Origin of the sequence: Paenibacillus sepulcri (assembly GCF_042647105.1) — a bacterium.
GTDB classification, from domain to species: domain Bacteria; phylum Bacillota; class Bacilli; order Paenibacillales; family Paenibacillaceae; genus Paenibacillus_Z; species Paenibacillus_Z sepulcri.
Genome location: NZ_JBHRUP010000001.1, coordinates 916,364 through 932,007 on the forward strand (window position 1 = coordinate 916,364; position 15,644 = coordinate 932,007).

13 protein-coding genes are annotated in these 15,644 nt (G+C 53.5%); all 13 read right to left on the minus strand.

Going from position 1 to position 15,644, the window contains the following annotated elements; all coding sequences use genetic code 11:
- Positions 1-8 precede the first annotated feature (8 nt).
- On the minus strand, positions 9-1,043 hold the full coding sequence (locus tag ACFOLF_RS04070) for a glycoside hydrolase family 88/105 protein (RefSeq protein WP_210039691.1): 1,035 nt from the start codon (positions 1,041-1,043) through the stop codon (positions 9-11).
- A gap of 20 nt (positions 1,044-1,063) precedes the next feature.
- Positions 1,064-1,903, minus strand: coding sequence for a carbohydrate ABC transporter permease (locus ACFOLF_RS04075; protein ID WP_210039994.1), 840 nt, complete (start codon positions 1,901-1,903; stop codon positions 1,064-1,066).
- 2 nt (positions 1,904-1,905) lie between these two features.
- On the minus strand, positions 1,906-2,802 hold the full coding sequence (locus ACFOLF_RS04080; RefSeq protein WP_379113293.1) for a carbohydrate ABC transporter permease: 897 nt from the start codon (positions 2,800-2,802) through the stop codon (positions 1,906-1,908).
- Between the two features lie 91 nt (positions 2,803-2,893).
- A complete protein-coding gene (locus tag ACFOLF_RS04085) occupies positions 2,894-4,255 on the minus strand; it encodes an ABC transporter substrate-binding protein (RefSeq protein WP_210039690.1) in 1,362 nt (453 codons plus the stop codon).
- Between the two features lie 117 nt (positions 4,256-4,372).
- Entirely contained in the window at positions 4,373-5,926 is a 1,554-nt protein-coding gene (locus ACFOLF_RS04090; RefSeq protein ID WP_379113291.1) for a response regulator, read from the minus strand.
- Positions 5,919-7,679, minus strand: a complete 1,761-nt coding sequence (locus tag ACFOLF_RS04095; RefSeq protein ID WP_379113355.1) for a cache domain-containing sensor histidine kinase — start codon at positions 7,677-7,679, stop codon at positions 5,919-5,921. The genes ACFOLF_RS04090 and ACFOLF_RS04095 overlap by 8 nt, the downstream gene beginning before the upstream one ends.
- A 363-nt stretch (positions 7,680-8,042) precedes the next feature.
- On the minus strand, positions 8,043-8,243 hold the full coding sequence (locus tag ACFOLF_RS04100; RefSeq protein WP_210039687.1) for a hypothetical protein: 201 nt from the start codon (positions 8,241-8,243) through the stop codon (positions 8,043-8,045).
- 54 nt (positions 8,244-8,297) lie between these two features.
- Positions 8,298-9,695, minus strand: a complete 1,398-nt coding sequence (locus ACFOLF_RS04105; protein WP_379113289.1) for a sensor histidine kinase — start codon at positions 9,693-9,695, stop codon at positions 8,298-8,300.
- A 2-nt stretch (positions 9,696-9,697) separates the two neighbouring features.
- Entirely contained in the window at positions 9,698-10,366 is a 669-nt protein-coding gene (locus ACFOLF_RS04110) for a response regulator transcription factor (protein ID WP_210039991.1), read from the minus strand.
- A 348-nt stretch (positions 10,367-10,714) separates the two neighbouring features.
- Positions 10,715-12,067: an amidohydrolase gene (locus ACFOLF_RS04115; RefSeq protein ID WP_210039686.1), complete on the minus strand. Its 1,353-nt coding sequence runs from the start codon at positions 12,065-12,067 to the stop codon at positions 10,715-10,717.
- Positions 12,068-12,367: 300 nt separating this feature from the next.
- Positions 12,368-12,727: a Lin0512 family protein gene (locus ACFOLF_RS04120; protein ID WP_210039685.1), complete on the minus strand. Its 360-nt coding sequence runs from the start codon at positions 12,725-12,727 to the stop codon at positions 12,368-12,370.
- 169 nt (positions 12,728-12,896) lie between these two features.
- Positions 12,897-14,036 (minus strand): response regulator, encoded by a 1,140-nt coding sequence (locus tag ACFOLF_RS04125; protein ID WP_210039684.1) that lies wholly within the window; start codon positions 14,034-14,036, stop codon positions 12,897-12,899.
- Positions 14,037-14,449: 413 nt separating this feature from the next.
- On the minus strand, positions 14,450-15,580 hold the full coding sequence (locus ACFOLF_RS04130; RefSeq protein WP_210039683.1) for a DUF3900 domain-containing protein: 1,131 nt from the start codon (positions 15,578-15,580) through the stop codon (positions 14,450-14,452).
- Between the last annotated feature and the right edge of the window lie 64 nt (positions 15,581-15,644).

A 15,644-nucleotide genomic window follows, 5' to 3' on the forward strand; every position in this document is an offset into this window, starting at 1 on the left:
AAGCACCGTCAGCCGTACACCCGGTCTCTCGTCCGCAGCAGATCAGCCAGGAAAACAAGCGCCAGGCCTTGTCCCCAGCCCTGCACCCGCTTATGCGATACGCCGCGATAGCCCTCGGCATCCCGCATCACAGCCGTTCCCGCCGAAACGCCGGTCACCGACCCGTCATCGGTAATGCGCTCCATGATGCCGCGTATCGACTTGTTTACGTATCTGTTGTACAGCGTCCCGGAATGAAGCAGCGCCGCAGCGATCCCTGCCGAGCCCGATGTTTCCAGGTAGGAGGAATCGTCAGTCAGCACGGTATGCCACATCCCCTCCTCCGATTGCAGCCGCACCAGCGCGCTGAGCTGATCGCGGAGCGAGCCCTCAATCATCATGAAGGAGGGATGGGTGACATGAATATGCGGCAGCGCCTTCGCCATCGTGAGCGCGGCCCATGCATTGCCTCTTGCCCAATAAATCCCGGACATATGATTGCCGGCCAGATTATCCCAGCCATGATAATACAGATTCGTGACGCCGTCCTGCAGGCAGCGCTCATGTCCATGATACTGCAGCAGACCATCCTCCAGATAATCCTTCCTCTCCAGCAGCGCGCCCATGCGTATCAGAAAATAACCCGCCATCATCATCGTGTCGACCCATGCCTGCTCCGGGAATTGATAGGTGACAGAGTTCACGGTATGCTGGAATATTCCTTCCGCGAAGCGCGGCGCATCGAGCCGCAAATATTCGGCCATCTGCTCGGCGACCTCCAGATACGACTTGTCCTCCGTCGCCTTGTAGAGGGTAATCAGGGTATGTCCGACAGATACTCCATTGACGGAAAGCTTGGGCAGACCGTCCTCCAGCTTCTCGTCCACCCATGCCTTCAGCAAATTCAGATACTCTGTTTTGCCGGTTGCCTCGTACGCTTCCGCAACGCCATAGAAGGCGACGCCCGCGGGCCAATCCCAATTGAAATCCATCCGGAATATGCGTTCGACGACCCGGTCGATCGCGCTTGCGACCTGCTCCTCATCAAATACCAGTGGCGGCATTTATGACATCCCCTTCCTGATCAGCCCTTCAAACCGCTTGTGCTGATTCCTTCAACAATAAATTTCTGAAAAGTAAAAAAGACGATAACGACAGGCAGCAGACTGAACGTGGACATCGCGAACATCGCTCCCCAATTGGACAATGAGTCGCTGTCGAGAAACATTTTCAAGGCCATGGACACGGTATACATGCTCGGCTTGTTCAGATAGAGCACGGGGCCAAGCAGATCCTCCCATCTCCAATAGAAGGAGAAGATCGCCGCCGTCGCCATAGCCGGAGCCACCAGGGGCAGAATAATCCGGTAAAACAATTTGAATTTGCCGCAGCCGTCGATGGTCGCCGCCTCATCCAGTTCCGCCGGAATTGTCCGGATAAACTGAATCAGCAGAAAAATAAAGAACGGCGCGCCGAAGTAGCTCGGTATAACGATTGGCTTGATGGAATTAAGCCAGCCGAGTTTGGCGAAAAGGATATACTGCGGCACCAGCACCACATCATGCGGCAGCATCAGCGTAATCATCATGATCGTGAACCAGAACGTCTTCCCGGCAAACCGCAGTCTGGCAAAGCCGAAGGCCACCAGCGCCGAGGACAGCACCGCCCCGATCGTCGAGAGAATGACGATGATCAGCGAATTTTGCGTAAAGGTAGCAAAGGTATATCCCCCCACACCCTCCCAGCCCTCCCTGAAATTGGTCCATATCCAGGGGGAGGGAATCAGGGAACCCGCCGTGATGAAGATGCGCTCGCTTTGCTTGAACGAGCTCATAACCAGCCACAGAACCGGATAGAGCAGAAGAATCGCCCCGCCTGCAGTGAACACATGATAAAGGGACCATTTGAAGCGTTTGGACAGCATCATCATTGATCCCCCTTCGATTCGTAATGAACCCAGAAACGGGAGGTCTTGAACAATATCGCGGTCAGAATCGCAATAATAATCAGCATTACCCATGCCATAGCCGAGGCGTAGCCCATATTGGTGAATACGAAGCCCTGGCGGAACAGATAGAGAGAATAGAGAAGCGTACCGTCCAGCGGACCTCCCTCGCCTTTGGAAATGATATAAGCCGGTACGAAGGTCATGAACGCCCCGATGGTCTGCATGATCGCGTTGAACAAAATAACCGGGCTGAGCAGCGGCAGTGTGATCCGGAAGAAGCGGGAGAACGCCCCTGCCCCGTCAACATTGGCCGCTTCGTAGTAGCTGGACGGGATATTTTTCAGCCCCGCAAGAAAGATCAGCATGGAGGAGCCGAACTGCCACACGGACAGGAATATCAGCATCCACAGCGCCGCGAGCGGGCTGCCGAACCAGCGGACGGCTTCCAGCCCTAGCGATCCCAGCAGGATGTTGACCACGCCTTCGTCGCCGAACAAATTGCGCCACATGATCGATACCGCGACGCTGCCTCCGATAATGGAGGGCAAATAAAACAGGGTTCTGTATAACCCGATGGCTCTGGAAGCCGTGTTGAGCAGCATCGCGATCAGCAGCGCAAACAGCAGCCGCAGCGGCACGCCTCCCAATACGTAGAGAAAGGTTACCTTCAGCGAATTCCAGTATTTCGGATCATGCAGAAACATTTTTTTATAATTGGCTAATCCCGCCCATTCCGGGGCCGAGAAAAGGTCGTAGTCGGTGAAGGAGAGGTACAGGGAAACGAACATGGGAACAAGCGTAAATATAAGAAAGCCCAGAACGAACGGCCCGATAAAAGCATAGCCGGTGAGATGCTGCTTCCATGCGATTTTCAAATCATCAACCCCTACTGTTTAAAGGCTTTCATGAATCCGCGAAGCGGCTGCCTGGTACGTGGACAGCCGCTTTCGCGTGCGTCATGAGCGGTTACTTGTTCTTCTCCAGAACGGCATTTGCTTCTTCGCGGAACCGTTTGGCCGCCTCTTCAGGCTTGATTTGATCGAAAGCCATCTGCTCGCTGTAGGTTTTGAATATATTGATGATTTCGGCTGAGCCTACCGGGTCCGGGGGATCAACCGGCGTGCTGTTCGTTTCCGCCCAGGCGACATAGTCGAATACCTGCACCTGCGCGGGTTCGAGCATCGGCTTGAGCGCTTCCTTCACCTTGGAGGATACCGGCACGCCGCGCTCGCCTTTAATCAGCTTGTTGGCCTCGATGTCGTTGACGAAGAAGTCGATGAATTTTGCCGCTTCCTCTTTATGCTTGGAGTTCTTGGAGACGGACAGATACATGCTCGGCTTCAGATACAGCCCGGCTTCCCTGTCCGGCCCCGGCATATGCTGCATTTCCAGCGGTCTTGCCGCCACCTGCTGCAGAGCGACGAATTGATTCGTCCACTGCCAGATGCCGACTGATTTTCCTTTCACCACGGGATCGTCCTCCACGCCTTTGACCTGCGCCATATAATCGGGGTTCGGCACTGCGCCACTGTGAACAAGGTCAGCCAGCTTCCCGAAGAAATCGACGAACAGCTGGTCGTCCTCATAACCAAGCCCGGTTCCCTCGGCATTGTAGAGATGCTGTCCCATTGTCCGCAGATAATAGCCGAAGAACACTTCCGGTCGCATGCCTGTGTCGAAATAAAGGCCTGCTGCTTTGGCTTTCTTGGCCAGCGTCACGTAATCGTCCCACGTCCAGTCAGGGTCCAGCTTGTCGACGCCCAGCTTGCTGAGCAGCGCCGGATCATATTGAAAGTTGACGACGTTAACGCCGGCATTAAAGCCATACAGCTTGTCGCCCACATTCCCCCCGGATACGGCATTGTCGGAGATATCCGCTACATTGATGATGTTCGACAAATAAGGTGTCAGATCCTCAAGCTGTCCTTTCTCACCGTACTGCGACAGGTAGGAAATATCCATCTGGATAATGTCCGGAAGCTCGTTGGCTGCCGCTTGCGGCGCAAGCTTCTTCCAGTAATCGTCGAAGTTGGCAAACTCCGGCTCAATCGTCACATTGGGATGCTGGGCTTCATACATTTCAATAACTTTCAATGTGTAATCATGTCTTGGCTGACTGCCCCACCAGGTCATACGAAGCGTGACCGGTTTGTCGTCTGCCGTCTTCTCCGCAACCGTCTCATCGCCGGTATTTCCCGTGTTGCTCGTGGTTCCGGCATTGGCCGGTTCCGGATTGGATGCGCCGGTATTGTTTCCGTTTGCGCCTCCACAGGCTGCAAGCACGAACAGCAGCGTGAGTACAAGCAGAAGCATCATACTCTTCCTCATATGAACAGTTCCCCTTCCCCAGGCAATAGAATTTGGTAGCCCTTACATATCCAATTATAAGAATTTACAGATGAAGGGGAATGCAATAAACCGTGTCCTTTGTTCAAAAAACAGTCATTACAAGGTCCGCTTGAACTCCGAAGGCGAATAACCGGTATGCTTCTTGAATACCTGGCTGAAATACTGCGGGTTGTCGCCAAAGCCGAGGCGGTCCGCAAGCTCGAACACCTTGACGTCATCCATCCGGTCGATCATCGCAATGGCTCTCTCCATTCTCAATCTGGTGACGTAATGGGAGAATTTTTCCCCGGTTTCTTTCTTGAACAGCTTCCCCAGGTAATCGGCGTTCATATAGAGCATGTCGCCTGCCACCCAGAGCAGCGAGAGTCTTTGATCGGCCAGATTCACCTCAATGCAGCGGATGACCTTGGCGATAATATCCGATCTGGCATGCTGATAAAACGCCTCATTCGCCAGACAAATCTGCCTGGCCGTTGCGACAATAAAATCCCGCATCGCCTGCATGGTATCAAGCTCATCCCATTTCGCCAGCTCCTGCAAATAGCCGCCCACCTTCTCCGGCCCGCCCGCCCGGACAATACCGACATATAGGGGAACGAGATAAGATTTGACGAGAGCCGTCGCGAGATATGGCTGGGATAAGGCCTCGAAATAAAGATCCAGCCCCGCCTTCGCCTCCTGCCACTGCCCGGATTTTACCGCGAGACACACGCTCTCCTCGTCAGGAAGCGCAGGCTCCGCCTGCGGTCTTGACGCAGCGGCAATATCCTTTCTGGTGATTAGACTGTCCTCCCCCAGATAGAAACGGAAGGACAGGCATTCCAGCGTATCCCTGTATAGCTGCCTGACAGCTGTAATGTCGCCGGGATCGCTCAAGGTAGCGGCGGCTTTGATTTTATAATAGGCGGTGAATATCCGCCTGATTTGATGAATTAGCGCAAGCAGCAGCTCTGGCTCTGACGCTTCCCTGATCAGCAGCAGCACCTGCTTGCCAACGATGGCGCTGAGCAGCAGCCGTCTGGCCAGCAGCTCCTCGGCAATATTTTTGAGCGCGAACAGCTGCTCATATTCGCAGACTCCTTCCGCAAGAAGCAGAAGCAGCCGGACCTCCCCGCTTCCTGTTGCGATGCCAAGCAGCCTGCTGAAATCCTCCCACTCCTCCCGGCCGTACGTCTTGTTGGTCACTAGCTCCCTCAGGAACTGCTCCCGGGCATGCGGCTTGACTTTCTTCAGTTCCTGCTCCATGGTTTGCAGAAACTGCTCCCTGCTGAGCCTCTGATTCAGTTCCCCGACGAGTTCGTTCAACGCCTCCATAATGGCCCGCTCATTGCACGGCTTAAGCAGATAATGCCTGACCCCGAGCTGCATGGCCGTGCGGGCGTAATTGAAGTCGCTGAAGCCCGAGAGCATAATAAACCGGATGGAAGGGTCCATTTCGTACAGATGCTGAACCAGCTGCAGCCCATCCATGCCCGGCATTTTAATATCCGTGATCACGATATCAGGCCGCTCCTGCTCCGCCCACGCCTTGGCCTCCAAACCGTTGCGTGCGGTTGCGGCAAGGCGGGTTCCGCAGCCATTCCAATCGACAATCCGTGATATTCCCTCCAGAATAATGCGTTCATCATCGACAAGCAGCACCTTATACACGAACATTTCCCTCCTCTTTATCCAGCGGCAGCCGGAGCATAACCTTCGTACCTTCTCCTCTGACGCTCTCTATGGACAATCCGTAAGTCTCTCCGAAGAGCAGCTTGATCCTCTCCTCAATATTGCGCAAACCGACTCCCGAACCCTGCGGCTTGAGCTCGCCGCTCTGCAGCAGCACGAGGACGTCTTTCTCCATTCCGGGGCCGTTATCCGCTACCGTGATGGCAATTCCCGCCCCATCCGGCGCCAGGCTTGCATGCACATGAATCGTACAGACCCCGATCATTTGCTCAAGGCCGTAGTTTACCGCATTCTCGACAATGGGCTGCAGCGACAGCTTCGGAACGGCGCAGTCCAGCAGCCCCTCCGCGATATCCAGCCGGAAGTCCAGCCTCTCCTCGAAGCGGAATTGCTGTATGGTAATATAATTAAGGATAATTTCCAGCTCATGGCTCAAAGGGATCAGCGGTTCCTTCAGGTTGATGGAGCTGCGCAGCAGAAAACCAAGCGACTCTACCATGCTCGAAATGTGGGACTGACCGCTCATCTTGGCGGACCAGTTGATCGTATCCAGGGTGTTGTAAAGAAAATGGGGGTTGATCTGTGCCTGCAGCGCTTTGAAGTCCGATTCCTTGATCGTGATCTGCTTCACATAATTCTCCTGTATGAGATCGTCGATCCTCCTGACCATGATCCGGAAATTCCGGTGAAGCTGTCCGGCTTCATCCATCGCCATCGGGATATCGTCCTGTTCCTCGAAGCGTTCGAAATTATCCAGACGCACCCGCTTCATCTTGTCGTTAAGCCGTTCGATGGGAATGGTAATGCCCTTGGACAAACGGAAGGAGAAGATCAGCGCCAGAATGACGAGCAGGCCGTAGATCAGGTACACATAATGCTTGACATCGCCGATCCGCTTAAAAATACCATCGTAAGGAATGACATTGATATACGTCCAGCTTGTATTGGCAGAGGGCACATAAGTGATGAAGAATTGTTTGCCGCCGCGGCTTGCGACCGCATAACCCTGATTCGACCGCATATAGGTTTTCAGCTCGCTGCCTGTGATGGACGGCTGCTCGGGATAGACGAAATGATCGCCGTCCGCAATTATAAATTCGGCCGAGCTCGTGTCAAGCCCCTTCATAAAATCGCCAAACAGCTTATCCATATCGATGCGGATCGCAATCATGCCAAGCGTCTCCAGATTCAGCTGGTCATAAGAGCGGATTAAGCGGGCGGCGCTCAATACCTTGTCGGATTTATCAGGCAGAATCCACGTATTGCCGCCCATGAGGAGGCCGGTTTCCCGCTTGATTGCCTCTGCGCGTTCCTTCGAAGTGGAGATCTGCTTGGCGCCTGTAGCATATTCATCGTCCCGGTAATCAAAAATCTGCAGCGACAAAACAAAGGTGTCGAGACCGCCCAGGTTGATCATCCGCTCGCGAATTTTGGCCGCCAGGACGAAGCGGTCATACTCCGTGCCTCCATGCTTGATCGTGGTCAGATACGACTGCATCAGCCCGTCTGTTGCGATCCGGTAAGTCAGCTGCTCCATCTTCTTCAGCTCGTTCTCGATACTGAAGGAGGTCAGATGAAGCGCCTTCGCTGACTGCTCATAAATTTCTCCGTCGTACACCTCGAAGGCCACCTGCTGCACCACCACGATCAGAATCCCCACGGTCAGCATCACTGCCGAGATGAGAACAAACAGCTTGTATTTGATGCGGAGATTTCGGTAAAGCGCTTTCATCGAAAGCAAGGATACGCCTCCTTTTTATAAAGTGCCCCCGCAGCACGGCCAGCCTGCGATGGGATGGTTCTTATCTTATAAGCAAGCTTCGCAGGCTGTCAACGAAGAATCCTGTTCCTGGCGCTACTCCCCGTAAGAAGAAACGGCTGAAGGCGTCTTTTGAAGGCAAAATTAGTTTCTTCCTCAAAAATATCAGAGAAACAGCGACCAAATTTTGTACTTTCTGATATTTCGAAAAAAGCCCGGCCCCGCATCAAAGCTTCGGGGCCGGGCTGATCAAAAGCAGGTTTCGTGAGCGGCTGTCTATCAGTTTTTACGGGCCGCCTGATCTTATTAACCATCCGGAATTGGAGTCAGCGGCGGCTAAACTTCATTGTCCGGAATTTCCGGTGCGGGGTCCGGCGGAATTTCCGGCAGATCCGTCGGCGGAAGCTCCGGAATGACATCCGGCTTGATTTCCGGAGGTTGATCAGGTTTGATCTCCGGTATGACCTTTGGTGGAACCTCTGGGGGACTAATCGGCTCTTGATTGTCTGATACCCTTTGATCTATCCTGCTTAGCATGATTACCGCCTCCTTTCCTACTTATTAACCATCTGCCGCTGATTCTAACTCGGCTCATGCCGGACTGGATTTCCCGGGGGCCGGAAGCTTAACCGTGAACGTCGTTCCAATTCCGCATGTGCTGCTTACCGAGACTTCACCGCCATGCATATCAATAATCCGCTTCACAATGGAAAGTCCCAGCCCGCTGCCGCTCGTCTGGCGGTTGCGCGATTTGTCCCCCTTGAAGAAGCGTTCAAAAATATAAGGGAGATCCTCCTGGGCAATACCCGTTCCGTTGTCCGAAATCCGGATAACGGCTCCGTCCTCCGCATATTCGGCTTCGATCGTAATGGTTCCGCCTTCAGGCGTAAACTTAATGCTGTTGCTGAGCATATTCATCCACACCTGGGACATGAGATCCTCATCGGCCGTAATGTTAATCTCCCCCAAATCCACGTCCATTAATATATCCTTCTCCACCCACTGCGGCTCACAGGCGAGAATCATGCTGCGCAGCTGCTTGTCCAGCCGGTAGCGCTTGATTTCAAACGGATGCTTGTCGGATTCCAGCGAGGTCAGCTTAAGCAGATTATCGCTGAGCTTGGACAGACGGGCGCTCTCCGTCTCGATAATCGTGTAATAATGCTTGCGCTGGTCAAGACCCAGGCCTTCCTCCTGCTGCAGAGCCTGGGCAAAACCGCGAATGGAAGTCAGCGGAGACTGGATTTCGTGAGAGACATTGGAAATAAAGGTCTGCCTCATCTGCTCCATCACATCCAGCTCCACCGCCATATCATTGAGACTGTTCACGAGCTGGCCAAGCTGGCCGGGCAGAGGCTTGCCTGTACCAATAACCACTTTGAAGTCTCCCTTGGCAATTCTTCGAATGGCGTCAAGAATTTGAACCCAGCCCCTCATATCCTGCCGCCAAGGGCGGAAGCACAGGATCAGGAGAAACATCACGACCAGGCTGGCAATCTGAATGATCATCTGCCTGCCGTAGTGATTATATAATCCCGGGGCTTCGCTCTGAATGAACAAAGCCAGCTGTTTATCCTGCATGGCGAACGGCTGGCCGACTGTGGCAGCCGCCGTCTTGAACAGATTCGGCCGCTTGATATGCTTGACGATGCCGCCGGCGAGTACAGCCCGGATATCTTGCTCCTCCAGGTTTTCGGGAAAACGGTCGGCTTTGCTGCCATAGATCCGGACTTTGCCGGCTTCATCCGCAATCAGAATACGGTACCCGTTATGCCCTGCAATCTGTTTCCAAACCTGGTCAGAGACCGGCTGCCCGGCCGCAGCCAAGCCAGTCATCATCTCCCCGTCATGCTGGATGATGGCAAGCGATTCAGACTCGTTTCCCTTCTCTGCCACATAGCTAACCACGGTATAGGCGATGCTCCAGCTGACTGAAATCATAAGCAAGAAACCAAGCAGGCCAAACACCACTCTGAGCCAGTTCGGCATGGCTATACCTCCAGCCGGTAGCCGAGCCCGCGTATCGTCTGAATGCGAAACCGGCACTGCTCCTCGGGGAACCGCTCGCGCAGCCGTTTGATATGAACGTCGACGGTCCGCTCATCGCCTTCATAATCGAATCCCCACAGCTGCTCAATAAGCAGCTCGCGGGAGAATGTTTTACCCGGATAGCTGGCTAATTTGAACAGCAGCTCAAACTCTTTGAGCGGGATCGTCATGCTGCAGCTGCCTGCAATGACTTCAAGATTGCTGCGGTTTAGCTGGACCTCGCCAATCTGTACCGTCTGGGAGGTGGCGATCCGGTAACGCTTAAGCAGCGCTTTGACACGGGCGATCAGCTCCAGCGGCTCAAAGGGCTTGACCAGATAATCATCTGCTCCAAGCTCGAAGCCTTTGACCTTCTGCGAGGTTTCTCCCTTGGCCGTCAGCATGAGAACCGGCAGATCCGCATAATCCCGAAGCTCCCGGCACAGCTGCCAGCCATCCATATTAGGCATCATCACGTCGATGATGGCCATATCGATCCGCTCCTTCTCCACCAGCGCCAGCGCCTCCACGCCGTCAGTAGCTTCAATGGTTTCAAAGCCCTCGCGACCCAAAAACAGACACACCAGCTCGCGGATATGCGGATCATCATCTACAATCAGCAGCTTCGTCATATCTTCCATTCATCTCCGATTCCTGCCCGCGTAATAAGAAACGGCTGTCGTTGTCCTTCTGGCGGCGCAGTTAGTTTCTTCCCATAGACCTTATAGACATAAAGAGGAGTAAAACTTATACATGCTATAAGATGAACAAGAGGATATCTTATAACTTTTCCAGCTCATATCCATATACTGTTCGTGCTTTCATGATCAATTATTCCAATAATGGCGTTATCCGGCTGTTTCGTCAACACCGGCCAACAGGCACTTCCTTAACCTTGCAGATGGAGCGCCGGCGCCGCTTTGAAATGTAGTATAAGATCAATTTATGAACAGAACATGAACGAAGAATAAGGACAAACGCTAAACACCTTTGACAATTCGGGCAGCCCTGTTCGCGACCTGTCTGTACAGCTCTTCCTCATCTATCGTCAGCAGCTTTCTTCCCTGCATCAACAGTACCCCGTCAACCATTACACTGTCGACGTCCGCCCCGTTTGCGCTGTATGCCAGCAGAGCCTCAACATCATGGATGGGCTGCAGATGCGGCTTCTTTAGATCAATCAGGATCAGATCCGCCCGCTTCCCGGCTTCAAGCGTTCCCACATCCCCATCGATACGCAGCAGCTTTGCGCTCTCTATCGTTGCCATACGCAGTGCCTGACCGGCCGGCAGAAGCGTTGGATCGCCAAAATCCAGCTTTTGCAGCCAGGCAGCCGCCTTGATTTCCTCGAACATATCGAGCGTTGCCGCGCTGCCCGCGCCATCCGTACCAAGACCCACCGCAACACCCTGCCTCAGCAGTTCGCTGACTGGAGCGATTCCGCATCCCAGCTTCAGATTGCTGACCGGATTATGAGCGACTCCTCCCTTCATCCCGCCCAGCAGACGAATATCCTTATGCGTCAAATGAACCGCATGCGCGAGCAGCACATGCAGCGAATCGAACAGCCCAAGCTGATGCAAATATTCCGTTGGTGTCCGGTCATACCTTTCCCGAATGCGTACAACCTCTTCCCGGGTCTCTGCCAAATGGATGTGAACCGGAATTCCGCGTTCCCTGGCAAAAGCAATCACCTCCTGCATCGGCTGGGGCGGGCACAGATAGGGTGAATGCGGACCGATCATCGTCGTTATGCGGCCGTCCGCCGCTCCTGACCAGCGGTCGATCAGATCCACTGCCTCCCGCATACGTATTCCGCCGTCATCCTGCATAAACACAAGCCCCCGGGTAAGAGAAGCCCGCATCCCCGTCTCCACAACTGCGCTTGCAATGCTGTCCATTTCGATATACATGTCGGCAAAGGCAGTCGTTCCCGAACGGATCATCTCGGCCATGGCCAGCTTTGCTCCCCAATAGATATCTTCCCGGTTCATGTTGGCCTCGGCAGGCAGCATCTTCTGATGCAGCCAGTCCATCAGCTTTAAATCATTCGAAAATCCGCGCAGCAGGCTCATGGGCGTATGCTGATGGGAGTTGACCAGGCCGGGCATCACGGCCATTCCCTTCGCTTCTATAATCCTATCCGGCTGTGAACAAGGCAGCTGTGAATTCTCCCTCCCTTGCTCTTCGGTCCTTCCCCGGCCTTCCCCGGCTTCGTCCGGATACCTGACTACCGATGCGATCCGTTCGTCAACAATCCATAAATCTCCCTGAAAGGGCTGGGCTCCAGTCTCCATCGTCAAGATCGTACCGCCTTTAATCAACGTCCGCATGCAACCACTCTCCCTAACGCTTCATAGAGTAAGCCATTTCCGCATGGCCTTCACAAGTACGGTAAGCGTTGACCCGGGGTGAAGGTCAATCCCCGAAGACCCGATTATTTGTGAGCCATGACACTGTCCTCCAATGCGCATGCCACTTTGCCGCGGGATGAGTTAAGATGACAGGCATTCCTGAACGAAAACAAGTTTAACAGGAGGCTCGGTCAAAAAAAAGGACAGCAGACAGGATTCAAATCCTGTCTGCTGTCCTTCCTGTCAGTCCTGCCGTCGTTGGGGCGTCTGTACCGGCAGTTAATACCCTACCTCTACCGAAGCGATAACAACATAGATCAGATCATTCTTGTCTTCTTTATCCGGCAGCACAATTCCGCTTGAAGTTACCATTCCGCCGTCGACGATCTCAATCGTAACCTGACCATATGGGAGCTCCGATCTGACCGCTTCCTCGTCCAGTCGTTCACGGTCGCAGGGGACGGCCAGTCTGACATGAACCTTCATCGCCTGCAAATCATTGCCCGGAAGCACGGAGCGGAGACCCGGCATGGAGTTGTGGTGGATTGCATTCTGAACGGCTCTCACTGCCGCTTTCGTGATGTTCTGTCCATGCAAGTCGGTACCCATACCCAGCTCTATGAAAAAGACATTGTCCACGTTGATTCCTCCACCTTTGTTTTTTCTTGATTATAACAGATTGTGGAACGCTTCATGAACCTTGCGGCGGAGCCAAGCTTAAAAACAAACGCAGCACCGGAATCCGGCGCTGCGTTTGTTCTCCTGATAGCTGCCTGAAGTTAATGGTATGAACCTCATACAGTCGCCTTCAGGCGCCTATCCATTCCATGATGTCTGCCCGCGGCGCTCCCCCCACCTCTTCGGCCAGGATCTGCACCAGCTTGCCGTATTGAATTCTGGCCGCTTCCGCATCCCCGCACAGCCGGTACAGCTTCATCAGCTCGAAGTGGAGCTCTTCGGCGTGGGGAAACTTGTCCAACAGCTGGTTGTAGAGATGGATCGCTTCCGATACGCGATTCACCTGCGCCAGCAGCGTCGCCACCTCCGATGTATGCCGGAACCATAAATAGCGGAGGCGCTGGCGTTCACTCTCGGCCCATAAATAATCGTAATCCGCCAAATAGTCGCCGCGGTACAGTTCCGTAAGGGCAAGATGATGATCCAACGTATCCTTCGTCAGCGCCGGCGTCCCCATTACGCCCTGCTCCCAGACCTCGATATCAAGGGGAAGCCCGTTTACTTCAAGCTTGTAGCCCTTCTCATTGCTTTTCAAAACAAGCGTGACATCCAGTGCCGCGATAGTTTTGCGGATCTGATAGGCAGTTGTGTAGAGCTGGGTATAGCCTTTCTTGTAATCGACCTCCGGCCATAGAAGCTCCAGAAGCATATCCTTGCGGATCAGCTGCTCCCTGTGCAGAAGCAGGAAGGAGAACAGCTCCTGCGCTTTAAAAGTGCGCCACGGAATGGACTCCAGTTTGCCGTTGTCAAGCTCCAGCGTCTGGAAGCAGCGCAGCATAGCAGGTGAAGCTGAGACGGGTGATACGGGTTGAATATCGGACGCTTCAGGCCTACCGGCTGCCACAGCTTGCGGCAATGAGAGCTTCAGCCGCTCCACAGTCCTTTTCAGCCGCTCGGCATTCACCGGTTTTAGCAGATAATCGATCGCGTTAAGCTCAAAGGCTTTGATCGCGTAATCATCGTATGCGGTAACGAACACAACCTTCAGGTTCGGATCGCGCATTTGCAGAATCTCAGCCGCTTCAATTCCGCCCAGAGCCGGCATATCAATATCCAGGAAAGCGACGTCCGGTTTAAGGCTCTCCGCCTGATCGACCGCTTCCTGCGCGTCTCGTAACTCAGCGAGTATATGTATGCCCCCGATTTTCTCCAATTGTCTGCGTAAATAGTGGCTTGCCAGCGCTTCATCATCAACCAGTATCGCCTTCAATTGTATTCACCCCTATGCCATGTTCGAGCGTAAGACATCATATTGCAGCCAATTTCAAATTGGCTTGTTCATCATTTATGAAGTGTATCAAGGATGCGAGATGAATCTGTCGCATACACTCGATTGCTGTCAATACAGATTGTAGTTGTTCGGAAAATGTAAAACAACCCCGATTTTTCAGACAAGGAAGAGCCGTGCTTCGTAAAAAAAGGCTGCTCTTTCTTTTATCGGTTTGTCGAGTGATGAATTCAATAGAGACTGGAAGAAACAATTATTTTCCTATTATATGGGTATAAAGTTGATTCGCACCCTTAGGGGATCAAAAGGTTAAGCGCTATACTTCTCGTAAAAAAAGGAAATCCCGGTCATTCCGGAATCCCCTTATCCCCTGCCGCTATGGATGAGACCGACTGTTAATATGGCAGCTTGTTGTCTTCTGGACGAGGCATATCTGCCTGCTGGCTATCGCCGTTCTTCCGCTCTTCTTGTGCACGGCCAACCAGCTCCAGCACTTCGAGCAAATCCGGCGGCTGCAGCAGCTCCACCGGCGATACGCTGCGGTCAAACTGAAACGCGTCGCCTTCAATGAGCGCAATATATCGTCCATTATATGTGGCAAAATGAATCGCGCGCCCGAATTCCGACAGCGGTCCCTTGACCGAAACGCCATCCAGCTTGAAGGCCACGCTCAGGTTCGGCTGCTGCTCTACCAGCTGCTCCGCGGCCGCTGCAACCTGCTGATGGGTCCAGCTCTCCTGCAGCTCCCTCTTCTCGCTTGCCGCCCATGCCTCGAAGCGCTGAGCCTCCTGCTCCCGCTCCTCGCCGTCCTGGCCCTGCCATTTCTCATCCATATAGTCATGCACCATGGTAATCATCTGTTCGCTCATCAGCTCCGGCATCGCTTTCTCGTAGCTTACAAACCGCAGAAAATCCTCGAAATACCGGGCATGCGAGGCTTGATGGATTTTCAGCTCCCAGGGCTCCAGCATCCCCTCCTCCGGCATGAAGGGATATTGAATGGACTTCATATTGCGTGCGCTGATGGCCATTTCCACATGTGAAATCAGGCTTTTCTCATCCGAGATCCGGGCTATCTTCGGTTCAAAATCGCATTTCAGGATAAACAGCAGGGGCTCGTCCGTATGCCGGTGCGGCGTTGCCTTCACAACGATCAATGCGCCTCCGCGGACGGCTGCGGCATCCATATAGAGACGGACAAGCTCATCCGCGTAGCTATGGTAATCCTGGTTGTTATCCGCTTCACGAAGCCGCTGAAACAAATTATAGTTCGGGTTGCTGTCCAGATCATATCCGGGTTCAGCTATAAATCGTCCGATTTTGGTTGGCGCGTTCTCCGTATTGGGATGGCGCTCCGCCTTGCGCTTGCATATCCGCTGAAACTCGCCGTCCAGAAAAGCTTTCAGCTCACTGTCGGCGTAATCGTGCTGGTCCATGGTTTGAAAATGCTTGAACGCCTTGGCGGCATTATCCGCTCCGTCTGCCTGAATAACAAAAAAAGATAGATGATGCACAATAAAATCCATAGGTGCGTCCTTCCCCTTTGCGGCTCATAATAACATGCTTGCTGCACTTGCAATTAACTGCTGT

Coding starts and splice junctions, on each gene's coding strand:
- ACFOLF_RS04085 (WP_210039690.1), bottom strand. CDS start 4,255: ATGAGGAAGAGTATGATGCTTCTGCTTGTACTCACGCTGCTGTTCGTG.
- ACFOLF_RS04130 (WP_210039683.1), bottom strand. CDS start 15,580: ATGGATTTTATTGTGCATCATCTATCTTTTTTTGTTATTCAGGCAGAC.
- ACFOLF_RS04115 (WP_210039686.1), bottom strand. CDS start 12,067: ATGCGGACGTTGATTAAAGGCGGTACGATCTTGACGATGGAGACTGGA.
- ACFOLF_RS04095 (WP_379113355.1), bottom strand. CDS start 7,679: ATGAAAGCGCTTTACCGAAATCTCCGCATCAAATACAAGCTGTTTGTT.
- ACFOLF_RS04110 (WP_210039991.1), bottom strand. CDS start 10,366: ATGACGAAGCTGCTGATTGTAGATGATGATCCGCATATCCGCGAGCTG.
- ACFOLF_RS04100 (WP_210039687.1), bottom strand. CDS start 8,243: ATGCTAAGCAGGATAGATCAAAGGGTATCAGACAATCAAGAGCCGATT.
- ACFOLF_RS04070 (WP_210039691.1), bottom strand. CDS start 1,043: ATGCCGCCACTGGTATTTGATGAGGAGCAGGTCGCAAGCGCGATCGAC.
- ACFOLF_RS04075 (WP_210039994.1), bottom strand. CDS start 1,903: ATGCTGTCCAAACGCTTCAAATGGTCCCTTTATCATGTGTTCACTGCA.
- ACFOLF_RS04105 (WP_379113289.1), bottom strand. CDS start 9,695: ATGCCGAACTGGCTCAGAGTGGTGTTTGGCCTGCTTGGTTTCTTGCTT.